The sequence below is a fragment of the Bradyrhizobium sp. HKCCYLRH3073 genome, assembly GCF_051167995.1.
Classification (GTDB): domain Bacteria; phylum Pseudomonadota; class Alphaproteobacteria; order Rhizobiales; family Xanthobacteraceae; genus Bradyrhizobium.
This window is the reverse complement of the sequence record NZ_JBNPUD010000002.1, coordinates 200487-218211: the sequence shown is the minus strand read 5'-3', so window position 1 is coordinate 218211 and position 17725 is coordinate 200487. Positions and strand designations below refer to the sequence as shown.

Annotated in this window: 17 protein-coding genes; 7 read left to right on the top strand and 10 right to left on the bottom strand. The window is 67.2% G+C overall.

What is annotated here, in order from left to right; genetic code table 11:
* Positions 1 to 75: 75 nt before the first annotated feature.
* Entirely contained in the window at positions 76 to 879 is an 804-nt protein-coding gene (locus ACQR1X_RS04950; protein ID WP_434893273.1) for an intradiol ring-cleavage dioxygenase, read from the top strand.
* On the opposite strand, the gene ACQR1X_RS04945 is transcribed toward ACQR1X_RS04950, so the two are convergent.
* A complete protein-coding gene (locus ACQR1X_RS04945; RefSeq protein ID WP_434893233.1) occupies positions 880 to 2070 on the bottom strand; it encodes an MFS transporter in 1191 nt (396 codons plus the stop codon).
* Positions 2071 to 2283: 213 nt separating this feature from the next.
* Entirely contained in the window at positions 2284 to 3063 is a 780-nt protein-coding gene (gene mddA, locus ACQR1X_RS04940; RefSeq protein ID WP_434898438.1) for a methanethiol S-methyltransferase, read from the bottom strand.
* A gap of 147 nt (positions 3064 to 3210) precedes the next feature.
* Here mddA and ACQR1X_RS04935 point away from each other — a divergent pair, with 147 nt between their 5' ends.
* From ACQR1X_RS04935 to radC, 3 genes are all read left to right on the top strand, one after another.
* Positions 3211 to 4764, top strand: a complete 1554-nt coding sequence (locus ACQR1X_RS04935) for an alpha/beta fold hydrolase (RefSeq protein ID WP_434898437.1) — start codon at positions 3211 to 3213, stop codon at positions 4762 to 4764.
* Between the two features lie 60 nt (positions 4765 to 4824).
* On the top strand, positions 4825 to 5364 hold the full coding sequence (locus ACQR1X_RS04930) for an MAPEG family protein (protein ID WP_315800519.1): 540 nt from the start codon (positions 4825 to 4827) through the stop codon (positions 5362 to 5364).
* Positions 5365 to 5434: 70 nt separating this feature from the next.
* The gene (gene radC, locus ACQR1X_RS04925; protein WP_315800904.1) at positions 5435 to 6148 is read left to right on the top strand and encodes a RadC family protein; all 714 of its coding nucleotides are present in this window, start codon (positions 5435 to 5437) and stop codon (positions 6146 to 6148) included.
* 89 nt (positions 6149 to 6237) lie between these two features.
* On the opposite strand, the gene ACQR1X_RS04920 is transcribed toward radC, so the two are convergent.
* Positions 6238 to 6723, bottom strand: coding sequence for a Crp/Fnr family transcriptional regulator (locus ACQR1X_RS04920; protein ID WP_434898436.1), 486 nt, complete (start codon positions 6721 to 6723; stop codon positions 6238 to 6240).
* 560 nt (positions 6724 to 7283) lie between these two features.
* Here ACQR1X_RS04920 and ACQR1X_RS04915 point away from each other — a divergent pair.
* Positions 7284 to 8957, top strand: a complete 1674-nt coding sequence (locus ACQR1X_RS04915) for a methyl-accepting chemotaxis protein (RefSeq protein ID WP_316239339.1) — start codon at positions 7284 to 7286, stop codon at positions 8955 to 8957.
* Between the two features lie 90 nt (positions 8958 to 9047).
* Positions 9048 to 9761 (top strand): hypothetical protein, encoded by a 714-nt coding sequence (locus ACQR1X_RS04910; protein ID WP_434898435.1) that lies wholly within the window; start codon positions 9048 to 9050, stop codon positions 9759 to 9761.
* Positions 9762 to 9772: 11 nt separating this feature from the next.
* Here the strand turns inward: ACQR1X_RS04910 and ACQR1X_RS04905 are convergent, their stop codons facing one another.
* Positions 9773 to 10633, bottom strand: a complete 861-nt coding sequence (locus tag ACQR1X_RS04905; protein ID WP_316183135.1) for a DMT family transporter — start codon at positions 10631 to 10633, stop codon at positions 9773 to 9775.
* Between the two features lie 103 nt (positions 10634 to 10736).
* Here ACQR1X_RS04905 and ACQR1X_RS04900 point away from each other — a divergent pair, with 103 nt between their 5' ends.
* Positions 10737 to 12194, top strand: coding sequence for a PLP-dependent aminotransferase family protein (locus ACQR1X_RS04900; RefSeq protein ID WP_434898434.1), 1458 nt, complete (start codon positions 10737 to 10739; stop codon positions 12192 to 12194).
* A gap of 3 nt (positions 12195 to 12197) precedes the next feature.
* Here ACQR1X_RS04900 and ACQR1X_RS04895 read toward each other — a convergent pair whose 3' ends face one another.
* The 6 genes from ACQR1X_RS04895 to ACQR1X_RS04870 all read right to left on the bottom strand — a co-directional run bounded on the left by ACQR1X_RS04895 (position 12198) and on the right by ACQR1X_RS04870 (position 17720).
* Positions 12198 to 12527 carry a hypothetical protein gene (locus ACQR1X_RS04895; RefSeq protein ID WP_316183137.1) on the bottom strand — a complete coding sequence of 110 codons (330 nt, stop codon included), beginning with the start codon at positions 12525 to 12527 and terminating at the stop codon, positions 12198 to 12200.
* A gap of 106 nt (positions 12528 to 12633) precedes the next feature.
* Positions 12634 to 14286 carry a PAS-domain containing protein gene (locus tag ACQR1X_RS04890; RefSeq protein WP_316183138.1) on the bottom strand — a complete coding sequence of 551 codons (1653 nt, stop codon included), beginning with the start codon at positions 14284 to 14286 and terminating at the stop codon, positions 12634 to 12636.
* A gap of 158 nt (positions 14287 to 14444) precedes the next feature.
* Positions 14445 to 15041: an AprI/Inh family metalloprotease inhibitor gene (locus ACQR1X_RS04885; protein ID WP_315800906.1), complete on the bottom strand. Its 597-nt coding sequence runs from the start codon at positions 15039 to 15041 to the stop codon at positions 14445 to 14447.
* Between the two features lie 86 nt (positions 15042 to 15127).
* On the bottom strand, positions 15128 to 16114 hold the full coding sequence (locus ACQR1X_RS04880) for a 2-hydroxyacid dehydrogenase (protein ID WP_315800526.1): 987 nt from the start codon (positions 16112 to 16114) through the stop codon (positions 15128 to 15130).
* Positions 16114 to 16920 (bottom strand): ABC transporter permease, encoded by an 807-nt coding sequence (locus tag ACQR1X_RS04875; RefSeq protein WP_315800527.1) that lies wholly within the window; start codon positions 16918 to 16920, stop codon positions 16114 to 16116. The genes ACQR1X_RS04880 and ACQR1X_RS04875 overlap by 1 nt, the downstream gene beginning before the upstream one ends.
* 2 nt (positions 16921 to 16922) lie before the next feature.
* Positions 16923 to 17720, bottom strand: coding sequence for an ABC transporter ATP-binding protein (locus ACQR1X_RS04870; protein WP_315800528.1), 798 nt, complete (start codon positions 17718 to 17720; stop codon positions 16923 to 16925).
* Between the last annotated feature and the right edge of the window lie 5 nt (positions 17721 to 17725).

Below are 17725 nucleotides of genomic sequence, written 5' to 3'. Positions count from 1 at the left end.
CGCCGGGCGTCCGATTGTTGCCATGCCGGGCTGATCGACTGCCGCTTCCATCGCATGCGACCGCGGGAGGCTGCTCTGACCAACGCAACACGCCGTGGCGTTCTCGGCCTGCTCTCGGCGGGCGCAGCGCTGCTGACGCCGCCGGCCCGCGCAGCGTCGGAGACGGCTCCCGCGTCGGCGAATGCCGACGAGGCCTGCTTCCTGACGCCGCAGTCGGAATCCGGTCCCTATTATCTCGATCCCAAGCTGGTGCGCGCCGAGATCGCCGAGGACCGGCCGGGCGTGCCGCTCAGGCTGCGCCTTCGCGTCATCGAGGCCGGCACCTGCGCGCCGGTACCAGGCGCGCGCGTCGACATCTGGCACTGCGACGCCCGCGGCATCTATTCGGGCTATCCCGGCCAGAGCGACACCCACAAGCTCGACCAGAGCGGCAAGACGTATCTGCGCGGCACCCAGATGGCCGATGCCGCCGGCTGGGCCGGCTTCAGGACGATTTATCCCGGCTGGTATGCCGGCCGCGCCACCCACATCCACTTCAGGGTGTTTGTCGACGAGACCACGGTGCTGACCGGACAGACGTTCTTTCCCGAGGCGCTGAACGAGTTCATCTACACCAACGTGCCCGACTACGCCGGACGGCCGAAGCAGCGGCTCGTCATCAATGCCAATGACCGCGTCGCGACCGAAGCCGATCCCGAACACCGCGCGCATTGCGCGGTGAAGGAGGAGCGCGACCATTATCTCGCGACCCTGAGGCTCGCCGTGAGCCGCAAGCCGGCCGCCGCGGTCGAGATGCCCACCGGAAAGCTGCCGCCGGCGCCATGGATCAAGGACCGGCTCGCGGCGCTGGTGCCCGGGCTCAAGCGCAGCCCGTTCTGATCATTTCGGCTCGGTGAACTGATAGGCCAAAGCGGCGAGCGGCAGCGCCGTGCCGAGCGCGGCGGCGGCTGTCCAGCCGCCATGGGCGTATGCCCAGGCACCGAGGCCGGAGCCGGCGGCGCCGGCGACGAAGAAGGTGGTCATATAGAGCCCGTTCAGCCGGCTGCGCTGGCTGGCGCCGAGCACGAACAGCACGCGATAGCCGAGGATCAGGCTGAGCTGCGCGCCGCAATCGATCGCGATGGCGGCGATCACCAAAGTCGCCAGCGACCAAGGGGTTCCGAGCGGTGCCGCCAATGTCAGCGCGAAGCCGAGCGCGCACATCAGCATCGAGGCGATCGTCGCCGGCCGGGTCCAGCCGCGGTCGGCGATGCGGCCCGCGACCGGCGCCATGATCGCGCCGGCGACGCCGGCCAGCGCGAACAGCGCGATGCCGGTCTGCGACATCCGGAAATCGGGCCCGGCCAGCAGCAGCGGGGACGTGGTCCAGAACACGCTGAAGCCGCCGAACAGCGCGGCCTGGTACAGCGCACGGCGGCGCAGCGCCGGCGTGTCGCGATAGAGCTCGACCATCGAGCCGAGCAGCTGGCCGTAGCTCAGCCGCGCCTGCGGCTCGCGCGGCGGCAGGGCAAGGCGCAGCACGACGGCCAGGATCAGCATGGCGAGCGCCGAGGCGGCATAGATGACGTGCCAGGATGCATGCGCCGCGACGAAGCTCGCCAGCGGCCTCGCCAGCATGATGCCGAGCATCAGGCCGGTGGTGACGTTGCCGACGGCGCGGCCGCGGATCGCCTCCGGCGCCATGTGCCCGGCATAGGGGATCAGGATCTGCACCGCGACCGAGCCGAAGCCGATCAGCAGCGCCGAGAGCAGGAACGTCGACGGGCTCGTCGCCAGCGCCGCGCAGCCGAGCGCGGCCGCGCCAACGATGATGGTCGTGATGACGAGCTTGCGGTTCTCGATGAGATCGCCGAGCGGCACCACGAACAACAGACCCGCGCCGTAGCCGATCTGGCTCATCGTCACCAGCAGTCCCGCGAGCTGCGGCCGCAGCCCGAGGTCGGCGCTGATCGGCCCGATCAGCGGCTGCGCGTAATAGATGTTGGCGACGATCAGCCCGCAGGAAAAGGCCAATAGCAGCGTGATCCAGGCCGACAGCGAGTCGCCGGAATCGGACGTGATGGTGGTCAACGTGGATCTCTCTCGGGGAGGAACGGCAGGGCCATAGGGCCCGATGAGAACGGAGGCTGTCGATCTGCGATTTTGCATCGCAGCATTCAAGCCCGACATAGGTGCTGAGGTCCCCCGCTCCAATTCACGTCTGCGTGGGCGCTGCATCGAGCAAGTCCGCAATCAAAGGCGAGCGCGCTCGACGAGGCCCTGGCGACGTCGAGCCCGCGCCGGTTACTGCGCGCCGTGCGCCTCCGTCTCGGTCTCCGCGGTCCGCCGGCCGCCGATCAGCCGCGGCAGCAGCATCGGCACCTGCCGGCGATAGCGCTGGTAGGTGTCACCGAACTGGGCGACCAGATCGCGCTCCTCGAGCTGCAGCCCGACCAGGATGTAGGCCGTGCTGAGGGCGGCGAATAGCAGGTGGCCGACCGACATCTCCGGCGTGGCCCAGAAGGCGAGCAGGAAGCCCAGCATCAGCGGGTGGCGCACCAGCCGATACAGCAGCGGCGTTCTGAAAGGCTGCGCTGTCCCGGCGCTGCCGCGGAGGGCGAGCACGGCCTGGCGCAGGCCGAACAGGTCGAAATGATCGATCATGTAGGTCGAGGACAGCGCGATGATCCAGCCGAGCCAGTGGAGGCCGGTCAGCACGCCCGCGGCGGCACCCTCGACGTGCCAGACCTGATTCGGGATCGGACGCCATTGCCAGAACAGCAGCAGCAGGATCAGGCTGGACAGCAGCACATAGGTGCTGCGCTCGGCGGCGGCCGGAATGATGCGCGTCAATGCGCGCTTGAAGGCCGGCCGCGCCATCACGCTGTGCTGGATCGCGAACAGCGCGAGCAGCAGCACGTCGACGACGACGGCCTCGGTCACGGCGCTGGACACGCCGACGTCGATCGACTTGGTCGTGAGATAGTTGTAATTGCCGACGAAACCGACCGCCCATACGAACGACCCAAGAAAGACGGCATAGCTCGTGATGGCGTAGAGCATGATGAGGAGGCGTCCGGACATGAATGTTTCCTTGTTGCATCGAGGACGGCATGGCCGTGATCGAGACGCCCGATCCTGGGATCGGTCACGTCTCGTGCGAGCCTGAGCCCTTACCAATCGACTGTCCCCCGAGCGTCCCCCGGACGCAGCCATGCAGGTCGCATCCCGATGGTTCAGTTCCGCGTCCGGACATTTGGCTTCCCCGAGCTGCATCGCGACGGTCAGCCATGCACGCTGGCGCTGCGCAAGGGCCTCGCCCTGCTGGTCTATCTGGCGGAAGCCAAAGGCCCCGTCGCGCGGGACGTGCTGGCGACGATGCTCTGGCCCGAGAGTTCGGAAGAGGTGGCGCGCGCAAGGCTGCGCCGCCTGCTGCACCGGCTCCAGCTCACGCTCGGCGACGGCTGCCTCACCATCGATCGCGCGACGGTTCGATGGGCCGCCGCGGTCGAGCTGGAGGTCGACTCGGGGTTGTTCGAAACGGCCTGCGACCGCGGCGAATTCGAGCTGGCCTGCCGCCTCTATTCCGGCGACTTCCTGGACGGCTTCACGCCCGGCGACTGTCCGCAGTTCGAGGAATGGGCGTTCTTCCGGCGTGAAGCCCTGCGCGGCCGGGCAGTCCAGGCGCTGGAGCGCGTGGTGCAGGACCGAAGCGCGGCCGGTGATCATGGCGCCGCCACGGTCGTCCATGCCGCACGCCTCGTCGCGTTCGATCCGCTCAGCGAGGTCTATGGCCGCGCCCTGATCCGCAGCCTGCTGCTGGCCGGCGACCGCGCCGCCGCCGAGCGCCATCTCGGCGCCCTGACACAGCGGCTGCGCGACGAGCTCGGCGTGCCCCCCGAGGCGGAGACGCTGGCGCTGCTGGCGCAGGGCGTCGCGGCCCACGGCGAAAGCGCGCCGCCGACGCGCTATGTCCTCGGCGACGGCGTTCATCTCGCCTATCAGACCTACGGCGCCGGTCCGCTGGACATTCTGCTGCTGCCCGGCTTCGTCTCGCATGTCGAACGGATCTGGGAGGAGCCGCGCTGCCGGGCCTTGCTGTCCGCGCTCGCCAGAATCGGCCGTCTGATCCTGTTCGACCGCCGCGGCATCGGGCTCTCCGACCGGGTCGGTTTCAGCCCGAGCGTCGAGGCGACCGCGCGCGACATCGCGACCGTGCTCGACGCCGCCGGCAGCCGGCGCACGGTGCTGCTCGGCGCCTCCGAAGGCGGACCGGCCTGCATCACCTTCGCGGCCGACCATCCCGAACGTGTCGCCGGGCTGATCCTGTTCGCCTCGCTCGCCAAGGGCAGCGCTGCGGCCGACTATCCGCATGCGCTGCAGGCCGGCCAGTACGGCATCTGGCTGCGGCAGCTCGTGGCCGGATGGGGCGGACCGGCCGGCATCGAGACGTTCGCGCCGAGCCTGGCCGGCGATCCCCAGGCGCGCGCCTGGTGGGCCGGACTGCTTCGCGCAGCATCCAGCCCCGGCGCCATCAAGGGCCTGCTCGAAGCCTTCAGCGATATGGACGTGCGCCACCTGCTCGCACGGATATCCGCACCGACCCTGGTGCTGCACCGTCGCCACGATCGCGCGGTGGTCGTCGGGGCCGGGCGGCATCTCGCCGGCCAGATCCGCCACGCACGTTTCGTCGAGCTCGACGGCGCCGACCATTGGATGTTCGCCGGCGACCAGAGGCCCGTCCTCGCCAGCATCGAAGCCTTCCTCCGCGGTCTGCCATTGTAAGCAGGATCGCCGGACTGGCAAAATGGACGTCGTCCGGTGCCCCAGGAGGACTCGATCGCCATGGCCGAGGATGCAGCATTCCATCGCGAGCAGACCCAGGTCGCCGCCGGCATGGCCGCAGCCGCGCTGATCGCGATCGCGGCCATCGGCGTCGCGCTGTGGCGAGGCGACGGCCCTGCGGAGCCCGCCGCAGAGCGCCTCGCCATCGCGCTGCGGCTCGATCTGTTCGTGATCGTCTGGCTGCTCGCCGCGATCGGCAATGTCGCCCGGCTGCGCTTCTTCTCGGCCCAGGACATCGCCGGCAGCGCGACCACGGTCGCGAGCGATGCGGTCCGCAGGGGAAATGCGATTCTGCAGAACACGCTGGAGCAGGCCGCGCTCGCGGTCACGGTGCATCTCGGCCTGGCGGCGACGCTGCCTCATCCCGCGCCGCTGCTGCTCACGCTCGTGATCCTGTTCGGCCTCGGGCGGCTGCTGTTCTGGCTCGGCTATGCCTGGGGCGCGGCGGGCCGCGCCTTCGGCTTTGCGCTCACCTTCTATCCCACAGCGTTTTCGCTCATCGTCGGCCTCGCCGTCGTGCTGACGGGACGCGCGGCCTAGCAAGGCGCGCCCCATGGCGCGCGAGCACTTCGAGGTTGCAAAAATGCGGCATCACGGCATGCTGACGCCGATGCCCGAGAAAGCCCCTCCTTCCAACGATACGCCGCCGGACACGCCGCACTATCACGGCCACCGGCAGCGGCTGCGCGAGCGCTTTCACAGCGCCGGCCCCGACGCGCTCAACGACTACGAGCTGCTGGAGATGGTGCTGTTCGCCGCGCTGCCGCGGCGCGACGTCAAGCCGCTGGCGAAGGCGCTCCTGAAGACGTTCGGATCGTTCGCCGAGGTGATCCACGCGCCGGAGCCGCGGCTGCGCGAGATCGACGGCGTCGGCGACGCCTCGATCACCCAGCTCAAGCTGATCGCCGCCGCCGCGCACCGCATCGCCAGGGGCGAGGTGCGGCAGAAGCACGCGCTGGCGTCCTGGCAGGACGTCATCACCTATTGCCGCACCAGCATGGCGTTCGCCGACAAGGAGCAGTTCAGGCTGTTGTTTCTCGACAAGCGCAATCAGCTGATCGCCGACGAGGTGCAGCAGACCGGCACCGTCGATCATACGCCGGTCTATCCACGCGAGGTGATCAAGCGGGCGCTCGAATTGTCGGCCACCGCGATCATCCTGGTGCACAACCATCCCTCGGGCGATCCGACGCCGTCACAGGCCGACATCCGGATGACCAAGACGATCGTGGAGATCGCCAAGCCGCTGGGAATCACGGTTCACGACCACATCATCGTCGGCAAGAACGGCCACACCAGCCTGAAGAGCATCGGGGTGATGTGAAGGCTACGCGGATGCGATGACCTCCTGCCCGACGGCGGCGCAGCTCCGAGCGGCATTTGCGATGCCTCGTACGGCGAAGGCGGCTCAGGCTATGTCAGCGCACCCGCGTCCTCGAGCGCCGGCAGGTCGTGCACGATGATGCTGCCCTCGCTGATCGTCAGCATGCCACGATCGCGAAACTGCGCCAGGATGCGGCTGACGTGAACGGTGGTAAGGCCGACCGTGTCGGCGATGTGCTGCTGGCGCAGCGGCAGCGAATATCTTCGAGATTGATCGAGCCGGCCCGCGTTAGCCCGTCTCATCAGGCTGAGAATGAGAAAGGCGATCCGGCCTTCGGCGGGGCGCTGTCCCAGAACGCTCGCGAGCTCATACGCGTCCGACCTCTCCTGCAAGAGCAGCTCGAACCCGAGCGCCACCAGGGAGGGATCAGTCAGGCACTTCCTGCGCAAGGCGCCGACGTGGAAAGCGCAAACTTGGACATCCGAGAGCGACTTGACGGAAAAATCCGCACGCGACGGCACGTTCGAGAAGATCATCCGGACGGACGCAAAATCTCCCGTGAACAGGAACTTCACGATCTGCCGCCTGCCGTCGCTGAACGGCAGATAGCGGAACGCCCATCCACTGCAGAGGACGATGATGTCCGAGTCGGTTCCTACGGGATGGCCGGCCGCGACCGTGAAGAAGCGTTGATCCAGCTCCTTGAAAGCCGCTCGATCGCCGCACGACGCAAAGATAGCTCCGCAAAATCCCTTGTCGCTGGCAGGACAAGAGGCACATCTCGTCGGCGGTCCGATGTCCTGTCTCCCCATCAGGGGCGCTTCTCTGTGCGCATCACGGCAGCATTAAATCAGGAACGATCCCGAGCACAAGTGCATAACATTCGTTAAACGCCGAAGCGCAAATCTTAAGAAGATTTCGCCACTTTCGTCGATGTTAGCTGGCTCGCGAACGACGCGAATCTCCCCTGCTAAGAGCCGAGATGCTGTCGGCTGAATTAGTTCAGTGTGCCGGAAGGTTCGACGGCAGGTCGTTCGTTCGGGCCGTCCCCTTCTCTGCCGCCGGTAGATGCGTACAGCTAACAACCCGCAAATACCATCATCGAATTCGCTCCCATCTGGAAGGACTCCGCTCGATGTTCGCTCGCAAGACCGCTGGAGGCGCAGAGGCTCAACTCGCTGCCATCAGCCGCTCCCAAGCCATGATCGAATTCGACATGGACGGCACTATCCGAACGGCGAACAAGAACTTTCTCGACGCACTTGGCTACCGCCTCGAGGAGATTCAGGGCAAGCATCATTCGATGTTCGTGCCCGCGGATCAGCGCGAGAGCGCGGACTATCGCGCGTTCTGGGCCGCGTTGAACAAGGGAGACTTCCAGGCTGCGGAATTCAAGCGGATCGGCAAGGGCGGCCGCGAGGTTTGGATCGAAGCCTCGTACAATCCGGTTCTCGACGCCAAGGGCAAGCCCTGCAAGATCGTCAAGATCGCCATCGACATCACGGCCAAGAAGATCGCCCACCTCAAGGACAGTGGCAAGATCGCCGCGCTCGACCGCTCTCAGGCCGTGATCGAGTTCAACATGGACGGCACGGTCACCACGGCCAACGAAAACTTCCTGAAGGTCATGGGTTATGAGTTGCGGGAAATCCAGGGCAAGCACCACAGCATGTTCGTCGAGCCCGCCGAGCGCGACAGCGCGGCCTATCGCGACTTCTGGGCCAAGCTCAATCGCGGCGAATACCAGGCGGCCGAGTACAAGCGGCTCGGCAAGAACGGCAAGGAGGTCTGGATTCTCGCGTCCTACAATCCGATCCTCGACGAGCGGGGCAAGCCGTTCGCGGTGGTCAAGTTCGCGACTGACGTCACGGCCGCAAAGCTGAAGACCGCCGATCTGGCCGGCCAGATTGCGGCGATCGGAAAGTCGCAGGCGGTGATCGAGTTCAACATGGACGGCACGGTGATCACGGCGAACGACAATTTCCTGGCCGCGCTCGGCTATGCACTCGGCGAAATCAGCGGCAAGCACCACAGCATGTTCGTCGAGCCAATCGAGCGCGACGGCGCCGGCTATCGCGACTTCTGGGCCAAGCTCAACCGAGGCGAATATCAGGCCGGCGAATACAAGCGGATCGGAAAGGGCGGCAGGGAGGTCTACATCCAGGCGTCGTACAATCCGATCCTCGATCTGAACGGCAGGCCGTTCAAGGTCGTCAAATACGCGACCGACGTCACGAAGCAGGTTCTGGTGCGAATGGGCAACGAGCGCGTGCGCGGCATGATGGAATCGGTTGCGGCCGGCGCCGAGGAGCTCAACGCCTCCGTGCGCGAGATCTCCGAGGCCATGACCAAGTCGCGGGAAACCGCGATGGGCGCAGTCGATCGCGTCGGGGCGGCGGACACCCAGGCGCAGCATCTCTCCGCCGCGACGCAAGCGATGAGCGGCATCGTCGAGATGATCGACAACATCACCGGGCAGATCAATCTGCTGGCACTGAACGCGACGATCGAATCCGCCCGCGCCGGCGAGGCCGGACGCGGCTTCGCCGTCGTGGCCTCCGAGGTGAAGAGCCTCGCCAATCAGGCCAAGCACGCCACCGACAAGATCGGGCAGGAGATCGAAGGTCTCAACAACATCTCGGGCGAGGTGGTGCTGGCGCTCGGCGAGATCAAGCAGGCCATTCACAATGTGAGCGAGTATGTGACCTCGACGGCGGCAGCCGTCGAGGAGCAGAGCACGGTGACGACCGAGATGTCGAACAGCATGCAGCGCGCGGCGAGCGAAGCCGCCAAGATCGCCGCGGGATAGACGAGCGGGATAGACGAAACGTCGGGCCGGTTTGAACCGGCCGTCTTCCCGCGCCGGCTAATGCTGGCGAAGCGTGGAGAGGAACGACGGATGCGCGCGGCCTTCATCGGACTGATCCTGGGCGTCCTGCCCCTCACGGCGGCCGCCGCCTACGACGCCAACGATCCCGCCAATTGCAATGGCGTCGGCTGGGATGATGCGCGGCCGCTCGTCGTGGCCAAAGTGAGCGGCCAGCCGCGGGTGAACTTCGTCAAGAGCCCCTATGACGACGACTTCAAGGCCGCCAGCTGTCCCGCTGCGACCGACGCCTGCCGGAAGAAGGCTTACCTCGTCCGCGACGACCTCGTGCTGGTCGACAGGACCCGCGGCGCTTTCGTCTGCGTCAGCTACCAGCAGCCGCATGCGAAGGCACAGATCTGGACCACCGGCTGGTTGCCGCGCGCTGCCCTCACCGCCGTCGAGCCGATGGCCGCGCCGACGACAGCCGACTGGACCGGAAGCTGGGAGCACCCTGGAGGGGGGCTGACGATCAGGAAAGAGGCCGGCAACCGGCTCCGGATCGAAGGCGATCAGGTGCTGCCGGCCGGGCGCGAGTTGCGCAACGGATCGCTCGGCGCCACGGCAGAGCCGAAGGGCGGCCTCATTGCCTTTGTCGACGACGGCAGCACGCCGTTCGAGCGGCCGAATGCCGGCGACGAGTGCCGCGTGCGCCTGCAGCGAATCGGCGCGCTTCTGCTGGTCGAGGACAACAATGATTGCGGCGGCGCCGGCGTCAGCTTCACCGGACTCTATCATCGCAGATAGCCGCCGACGGCTTACGCCCAGCGGCGCGCCATCGCCACGCAGACGACGACGATTCCGGCTGCGGCAATCATCGTTGCCGACACCGGCTCATGCAGCAGCAGGCTCGCGAAACCGAGGCCAAGGAAGGGCTGCAGCAGTTGCAGTTGGCCCACCGTCGCAGTGCCGCCACGGGCGAGCCCGCGGTACCAGAAGGCGAAGCCGACGAACATGCTGAAGACGGAGACATAGGCGAGGCCCAGCCACGCCGCGGCCGTGATGTCACGGGATGCGGCAGGCAGCGTCAGCACCGCCATCAGCAGCATCAGCGGCGCGGACAACAGCAGCGCCCACGAGATCACCTGCCAGCCGCCGAGCCTGCGCGTGAGCATGGCGCCCTCGGCATAGCCCAGGCCGCAGACGATGATCGCGGCGATCATCGCGAGATCGCCGATCGGCGACGCGACGCCATCCTGCGACAGGGCGAAGCCCGAGACCGCCGCAGCCCCGAGCGCAGCGAACAGCCAGAACAACGGCCGCGGCCGCTCGCCGCCGCGCAGCACGCCGAACAAGGCGGTCGACAGCGGCAGCAGACCGACGAACACGATCGCGTGGGCCGAGGTGATGTGCTGGAGCGCCAGGGCGGTGAGCAGCGGAAAACCGATGACGACACCGAGCGACACGACTGCCAGCGACACCAGATCGCGCCGGCCGGGGAGCGGCTGACGCAGCAGCATGAGACAAAGCGCGGCCAGCACGGCCGCGAGCGTCGCGCGTGCGCCCGTCAGGAACAGCGGCGAAAAACCCTCCAGTGCCGCCCGCGTCGCCGGCAGCGAGCCGCTGAAGATCGTCATGCCGACGATGCCGCTCCCCCAGCCTTCGATCGATCCCTTCATGCACGGCTCCTCCTCGCAGATCCCATAGCCCGACCAGGCTTGTTGCGGCAGCGACAGACCGATACAATTTCCACAATCTGTATTGGTGCAAAGGGCGACACACTTGGGAGAAGTGACGCGCGATTTCCGCCGGGGCGGCACGCGGACCATCGCCGTGGTCGATGCGATCCGGCAGCGCTTGGCGACGCGCGCGCTCAGCGCCGGCCAGCGTCTGCCCTCGATCCGCGCCTTCGCCGCGGCGATGGGGGTCTCGCCAGCCACCGTCGTCGAGGCCTATGACCGACTTGCCGCGGAAGGCGTGATCCGCGCCCGGCGCGGCTCCGGCTTCTATGTCGCCGATACGGCGCTGCCGCCGCTGGCCCTCGGCGATCGCGAGCCGCGCCGTCCGCGCGCGGTCGACCCGTTTTGGGTGTCGCGGCAGTCGCTCGACGCCGGGCCGGGAACGCTGACGCCCGGCTGCGGCTGGCTGCCGGCCGAGTGGATGCCGCAGGACGCGCTGCGGCGCGCGGTCCGCGCGCTGGCGCGCGGCGGCGGGCGGGTGCTGAGCGACTACGGCGCTGCACGCGGATCGGCGGCGCTACGGCGGTTGCTGCAGGGCCGCCTTGCCGCTATCGGCATCGACGCGTTCAGCGAGCAGTTGGTGCTGACCTCGTCCGGTACGCAGGCGATCGACCTGATCTGCCGCATGCTGCTGCGTCCCGGCGACGCCGTGCTGGTCGACGATCCCTGCTACTTCAACTTCCTCGCCCTGCTGCGCGCGCATCAGGCGCGGATCGTCAGCGTGCCGATGACGCCGGGCGGACCCGACATCGCCCGGTTCGAGGCAGTGCTCGCGGCCGAGCGCCCGAGGCTCTACATCACCAATTCCGGTCTGCACAATCCGACCGGGGCGACGCTGTCGCTGCAGACGGCGCACCGGCTGCTCAACGCCGCGTCAGCGCATGACACGATCATCGTCGAGGACGACATCTACGGCGATTTCGAACCCGCGCCGTCGCCGCGGCTCGCCGCGCTCGACGGGTTTGCGCGGGTGATCCTGGTCGGCAGCTTCTCCAAGACACTGTCGGCCTCGGTGCGCTGCGGCTACATCGCGGCGCGCGCGGACTGGATCGAGCCGCTGATCGACCTGCAGATCGCGACCGGCTTCGGCGGTCCCGGACAATTCGCCGCGGAGACGTTGACCCAGGTGCTGACCAGCGGCAGCTACCGCAAGCACGTCGAGGACCTGCGGGCACGGCTTGCGCGAGCGCGGCCGCGGGTGGCGGCACGGCTGCAGCGCATCGGTATCGCCCCATGGCTGATGCCACGCGGCGGCTTTCATCTGTGGTGCAGGTTGCCGGACGGCTGTACGGCGATCGAGGTGGCCCAGGCCGCGCTCGAGGAGCACGTGGTGCTCGCGCCCGGCGACGTCTTCAGCGCGGCGCAATCCGCCGCGACGATGATGCGCTTCAACGTCGCGCATTGCGAGGATCCGCGCGTCATCCAGGTGCTGGAGCGCGCAACCAAGTCGCCGGCCGCGCGTTCATCGCGCGGCCAAGCGGCCAATTCGGCCGACGGATAAGGCTTAGTAGCAGTAGCGCGGATGCGCGCGAACCCAGGAGCCGTCGCCGCGTTGCAGATAGCAGCCGTTGCGATAGGAATAATAACCGCCACGACGGCGCTCGCCGTCGGCCGCGATGGCAGCTCCGGTGCCGGCCCCGATCACCGCGCCGATCGCAGCACCACGGCCGCCGCCGATCGCGCCGCCCAGAATCGCGCCGCCGGCGCCGCCGAGGATGGCGCCACCCAGCGCGTCCTGCGCGGCAGCCTGATGCAGCGGCGCTGCGACCGAAAGCATGAGCAGCGCGGCAGCGCCAAGGCGGGTGGCGAAAGGAATCCCCAGACGTCGGATCATGAACAGGTCTCCGTTTCGGGCACGGTATTCCACCCGGCGAGGCCGTTCTTGATGCAGATCAAGGCGACGTCAAGGCGGGGGAATCCCGGACGTTGCCAGTGACGCATCATGCTGCCGCGCGCTGATCCTGCGTGCGGTCCTCGATGATGCTGAGCAGATATTTCGGCTCGCCCTCACCGATCGAGACTGGCAGCCGGCGCACGACGATGTCGCGCGGACCGTTTCCGGGCGTGAGAATGCTATGGGCTCGCGGCTCATCGTCGCCGCGCCCTGCGAGCTGTTCGCGGGCGGCTTCCTCGAGGATCGCGCCGGTCGGCGGGGAGAACAGCTCGGCCGGCGTGCGGCCGATGATGTCCGTGCGTGGCACGCCGAACAGACGCTCGGCGGCGCGATTGACGAACATGTAACGCAGCGACTGCGCCTCCTTGGCCAGCACCGCCTGCGGGATGTTCTCGAGCAGTGCGGCGAGGAAGTATTCGGCGCGCGCGAGCTTGCGCTCGGCCCGGCGCTGCGCGGTGAAGTCCTCGTGCGTGGCGATCCAGCCGCCGCCATCCACAGGGCGTTCCGAGATGCGGATGATGCGGCCGTCGGCGAGCTCGACCTCGAAGATCTCGGCCCGGCGCTCCTTCATGCGCTCGCGGAGCGCGGCGAGATATTCCGACGGCTTCTCCCGCAGCAGACCGACCTTGGCGCGATGCGCGAGGATCTCGCGCACATGTGCACCGGGTTTTGCGATCGAAGCTGGAACGTTGTACAGCCTGCGGAACTGGTCGTTGACCATCAGCACGTAGCCGAAGCTGTCGAGCATGATCAGGCCCTGGGGCATGTTGGCGACCGCCGCATCGAGCCGCTGCTGGCTGCTGATCGCGCCCTGCTCGAGCTGCTCGTGCTGGCGCAGGATGTCGGTGTACTGGCGCTCGATCTCGACCTCGTGCTGCTCGAGCTCATGCAGGCGGAATGCACCGTCCTGATAGGTCGCGACGGCCTGCGCGACCCGTCCGATCTCGTCATGGCGCCGCGCGTGCGGAATCTTGAGCTTGATGCGGCCGGCGGCGATGCGGTCGGTGACGCGGGCGATGTCGAGCAGCGGCATCAGCACGCCCCAGCGCAGCGCCAGCGCCGCGGCCGCGATCAGCGTGATGATCACCGCTCCGAGCGCCCCCAGATAGAACGCGGCCATGCCGCGCGCATCGGCCGTCTCGCCGAGCTCGCGGGTGCGGTCGGCATAGAGCCGCGACAATTTCTCGAGGTCCTCGTTGAGCGCGGTGCGCACCGCGCGATTCTCGTCATTGTCGCCGAGCTCGCGCGCCGCGGACGATCCGACCGAAATCGTCTGCCGCGCCATCTCGGTGCGGAATGCGACGAATTGTTCGATCCGCTTCTTGAATGGGGCGAACAGCGCGGCGTCACCGTCGGCGACCTGGGCTTCCCACTCCTCCACCACCTTGCTCAGCTGCGCCAGCTTCACGAGCTGCGCATCGGCATAGCGCCGCGCGACGGTGCGGTCCGCCGACATGTAGATGCCGCGCGATTCCATCACGACCGCGTAGATCAGCGCGTTGGTCCGCTCGGTGTTGCGGGACGCCGCGGCAAGCGCTTCGAGTCGGTCGTAGAACAGGCGCTGCTCGCGCAGCGCCGACAGCGCGCCCAAAGTGGACAGCATCACCAGGACGGCGAATGCGGCCGCAGCCGCCGAGATCTTGTCGTTCAGGCTGAACGACGGCAGCGACCTGTTGAACCGGCGCAATAGCTCACGCATGGCGGGCTCCCTCGATGAAGCGCAACCATCAGACGCAAGATGCGTAAACAACAAGTTCCGATTGGTGGAACACGCACGCAACCAATCGTTAACCAAGTCCGATGCCGGACGAGGCCTGACTGCCGCGGGGCAGGGACGCTCAGCAGCGCGCGTGTCGTCTACTGCCTGAGCATGATCAGCGGATTGGCGCTGTCGGGCACGAGCCGCCACTGCGCATTGTCGTCCGCTTCGAACCGCCAGGTCTCGCCACGGTCCGACATCAGCATCATCTGGCCATGCTCGAGCCGCCATTGGCTCGGTGCGAACGCCGCGACGGCGGGATCGCATTTCGGCTTCACGAACACCTGGAAATTATCATTGCCGGCGTCGTTGTTGGTCAGCACCAGGCTGCAGATCGTGGCGCCGTTGCCGCGGACCATGGCCCAGTCGCCGATCATCTGGTCCATGGATTTCGCCAGCGACCGCGCCGCCGCCAGGTTCTGCAGGATGTAGACGCCCTCGCCCTGACGCAGGCCTTCGAAGATGCCGGCCTCGACCTCGGTGAAATCGATCACCGCCTCGCCATTGGCGGCCTGGAGGCTGACGATGTCGAGGCCCTTCACGTTCCAGCCGGCGATGTCCTTGGTGAAGGGCAGCGCCGTGGCGCAGCTCGGCTCCAGCTCGAGCTTCTGCCCGCGCGGCGCGACGTCCGGCTTCAGGGTCACGACGCAGGTCTTGCTGCGCTCGGTGGTCGCGAGCTCCCACTGCCCGATCATCGCCTTCTTCAGGCTGGCGGCGTCTTGTGCGACGACAGGGACGCCCGCCACCGACAGCAGCGCGATCAGCAATGGGAGCGGACGTTTCATCGGCGACCTTTCACCGGCGTTTCCGGAACGGGCGTCAGCGGCGGCTTGCCGGCAAACCAGACCTTGAGGTTGTCGACCACCAGCTGATCCATTGCGTTGCGGGTTACGATGGCAGCCGAGCCGATGTGTGGCAGCAGCACGACATTGTCCATCGCCTTGAGCGCGTCCGGCACCGCCGGCTCCTTCTCGAACACGTCGAGGCCGGCGGCGAGAATCGTGCCGGACTTCAGCGCTTCGACCAGAGCCTGCTCGTCGATGACCGAGCCGCGGGCGACGTTGACGACGACGCCGCGCGGTCCGAGCGCCTTCAGCACCTCGGCGTTGACGATTTTGTTGGTGCCGGCACCGCCAGGCACGATGACGACCAGCGTGTCGACGTCCTTGGCCATCGCGAGCAGGTCGGGATAGTGTTTGTTGGCGACGCCCGCCGCCGGGTTGCGCGAGTGATAGACGACGGGGACGAGCGACGCTTCGAGCCGGCGCGCGATCGCCTGGCCGATGCGGCCCATGCCGACCATGCCAACGGTGCGGTCGCGCAGCGAGCCGACGCTGAGCGGATAGGGCTTCTCGCTCCACTCCCCCGAACGAACGAAGCGATCGGCCTTGATGAATTCGCGGCACGTCGCGATCAGGAGCCCGAGCGCCACGTCGGCGACCTCCTCGGTCAGCACGTCCGGTGTGTTGGTGACGATGATGCCGTGCTGTCCGGCATGCGCGGCTGCGATGTGATCGTAGCCGACGCCGAAGCTTGCGATCATCTCGAGCTTCGGCAGCATCGCCATCACGGCGGCGTCGGTCTTCACGGTGTGGAAGGTCACGGCGATGCCGCGGATCCGGCCCTTCACGTCCGCCGGCAGCGCTTCGAGATCGGCCTGCGTCGTCGCATGGTGCACGTTGAAGCTGTCCGGGAATCCTTTTTCCAGGATCGGCCGCAGCGGCCCATAGACCAGAACATCGATCTTGTCAGACGAAGTCGCCGCCATCAGTTGTCCTTTCCAAGCGCGCTCTCATGCCAGCGCCGTAAAACGAGGTGCGAAACTAGCGCCAGCAAGCCATAAATGACAATCCCGGCGACCGACAGCAGCACCAGCGCTGCGAACATGCGGGGTATGTTGAGACGATAGCCGGATTCCGCGATGCGATAGGCGAGACCGGATCCGGCACCAGCGCTGCCCGCCGCGATCTCGGCGACGACCGCGCCGATCAGCGACAGGCCGCCGGCGATGCGCAGGCCGCCGAGAATGTAAGGCAGCGCCGCCGGCAGCTTCAGATAGCGCAAGGTCTGCCAGCGCGAGGCGCCATAGAGCTGGAACAGCCCGGCGAGATTGCGATCGACCGAGTTGAGGCCGAGCGCGGTGTTGGACAGCACCGGGAAGAAGCCGACGATCCAGGCGCACACGACCACCGCCGTTTGCTGCGGCAGATAGATCAGGAGCATCGGCGCAATCGCGATGACCGGTGTCACCTGCAGCACGACGGCATAGGGAAACAACGCCCATTCCAGCCATTTCGACTGGTTGAACAACAGCGCCAGCGCGATGCCGCCGAGCGCTGCGGCGATGAAGCCTTCGAATGTCGTGATCAGGGTCGTCAGCAGCGATTGCGCGAGAATGTCCCAATCGGCGACAAGCGTCTTCAGCACCAGCAGCGGCCCGGGCAACACATAGGGCTGGATGCCGTTGAGGCGCACAACCAGCTCCCACGCCGTCATCGCAGCGACGAACACGATCGCGGGAAAGGCGAGGCTCGCAAGCCGCGCGCCCGAGAGGGACGATTCTCGACCCTGCATGCTCACAGCGCATGCACTCCGGTATAGGCCGGTGCGAGCGCGTCAGAGACCCGGCGGCAATCATCGGCATAAGCCGGCGAGGCACGGAACGCATCATCGCGCTGGTCAGCGTCGATCCTGATCTCGGCACTGAGCCGGCCGGGTCGCGCCGTCATCACCAGCACGCGCTGCGACAGATAGACCGACTCGAACACCGAATGGGTGACGAACACGACCGTCATGTTCAGCCTGCGCCACAGCTCCAGCAGATCATTGTTGAGGCGGAAGCGCGTGATCTCGTCGAGGGCAGCGAACGGCTCGTCCATCAGCAGGATGCCGGGGTGCGTGACGAGCGCGCGCGCCAGCGAGGCGCGCATCTTCATGCCGCCGGATAGTTCGCGCGGAAAGGCGTCGGCAAAATCAGCGAGACCGACCTGCTCGAGCGCCGCATCGATCCTTGGACGCGCCTGGCTCGCCGGCACCCGCGCAAGCTTCAACGGCAGGCCGACATTGTCGCGCACGCTGGTCCAGGGCATCAGGGTCGGCTCCTGGAACACGAAGCCGACGCGATCGCCGGGATGCGCCTCTGACGAGGCGGCGACATCCACCGTCCCGGCGCTTGGCGCCACCAGACCCGCAATCAGGCGCAGCGCCGTCGACTTGCCACAGCCGGAGGGGCCGAGCAGCGAGACGAATTCGCCTTTGGCGATGGTCAGATCGATCGGCCCCAGCGCGGCGACGCCGGACTCGTACACCTTGGTGACGCCGCGCAGGCATACCGCGGTCGCAACGGCGCGCTCGGACGAAGGGGGTGAGCTCATTTGCT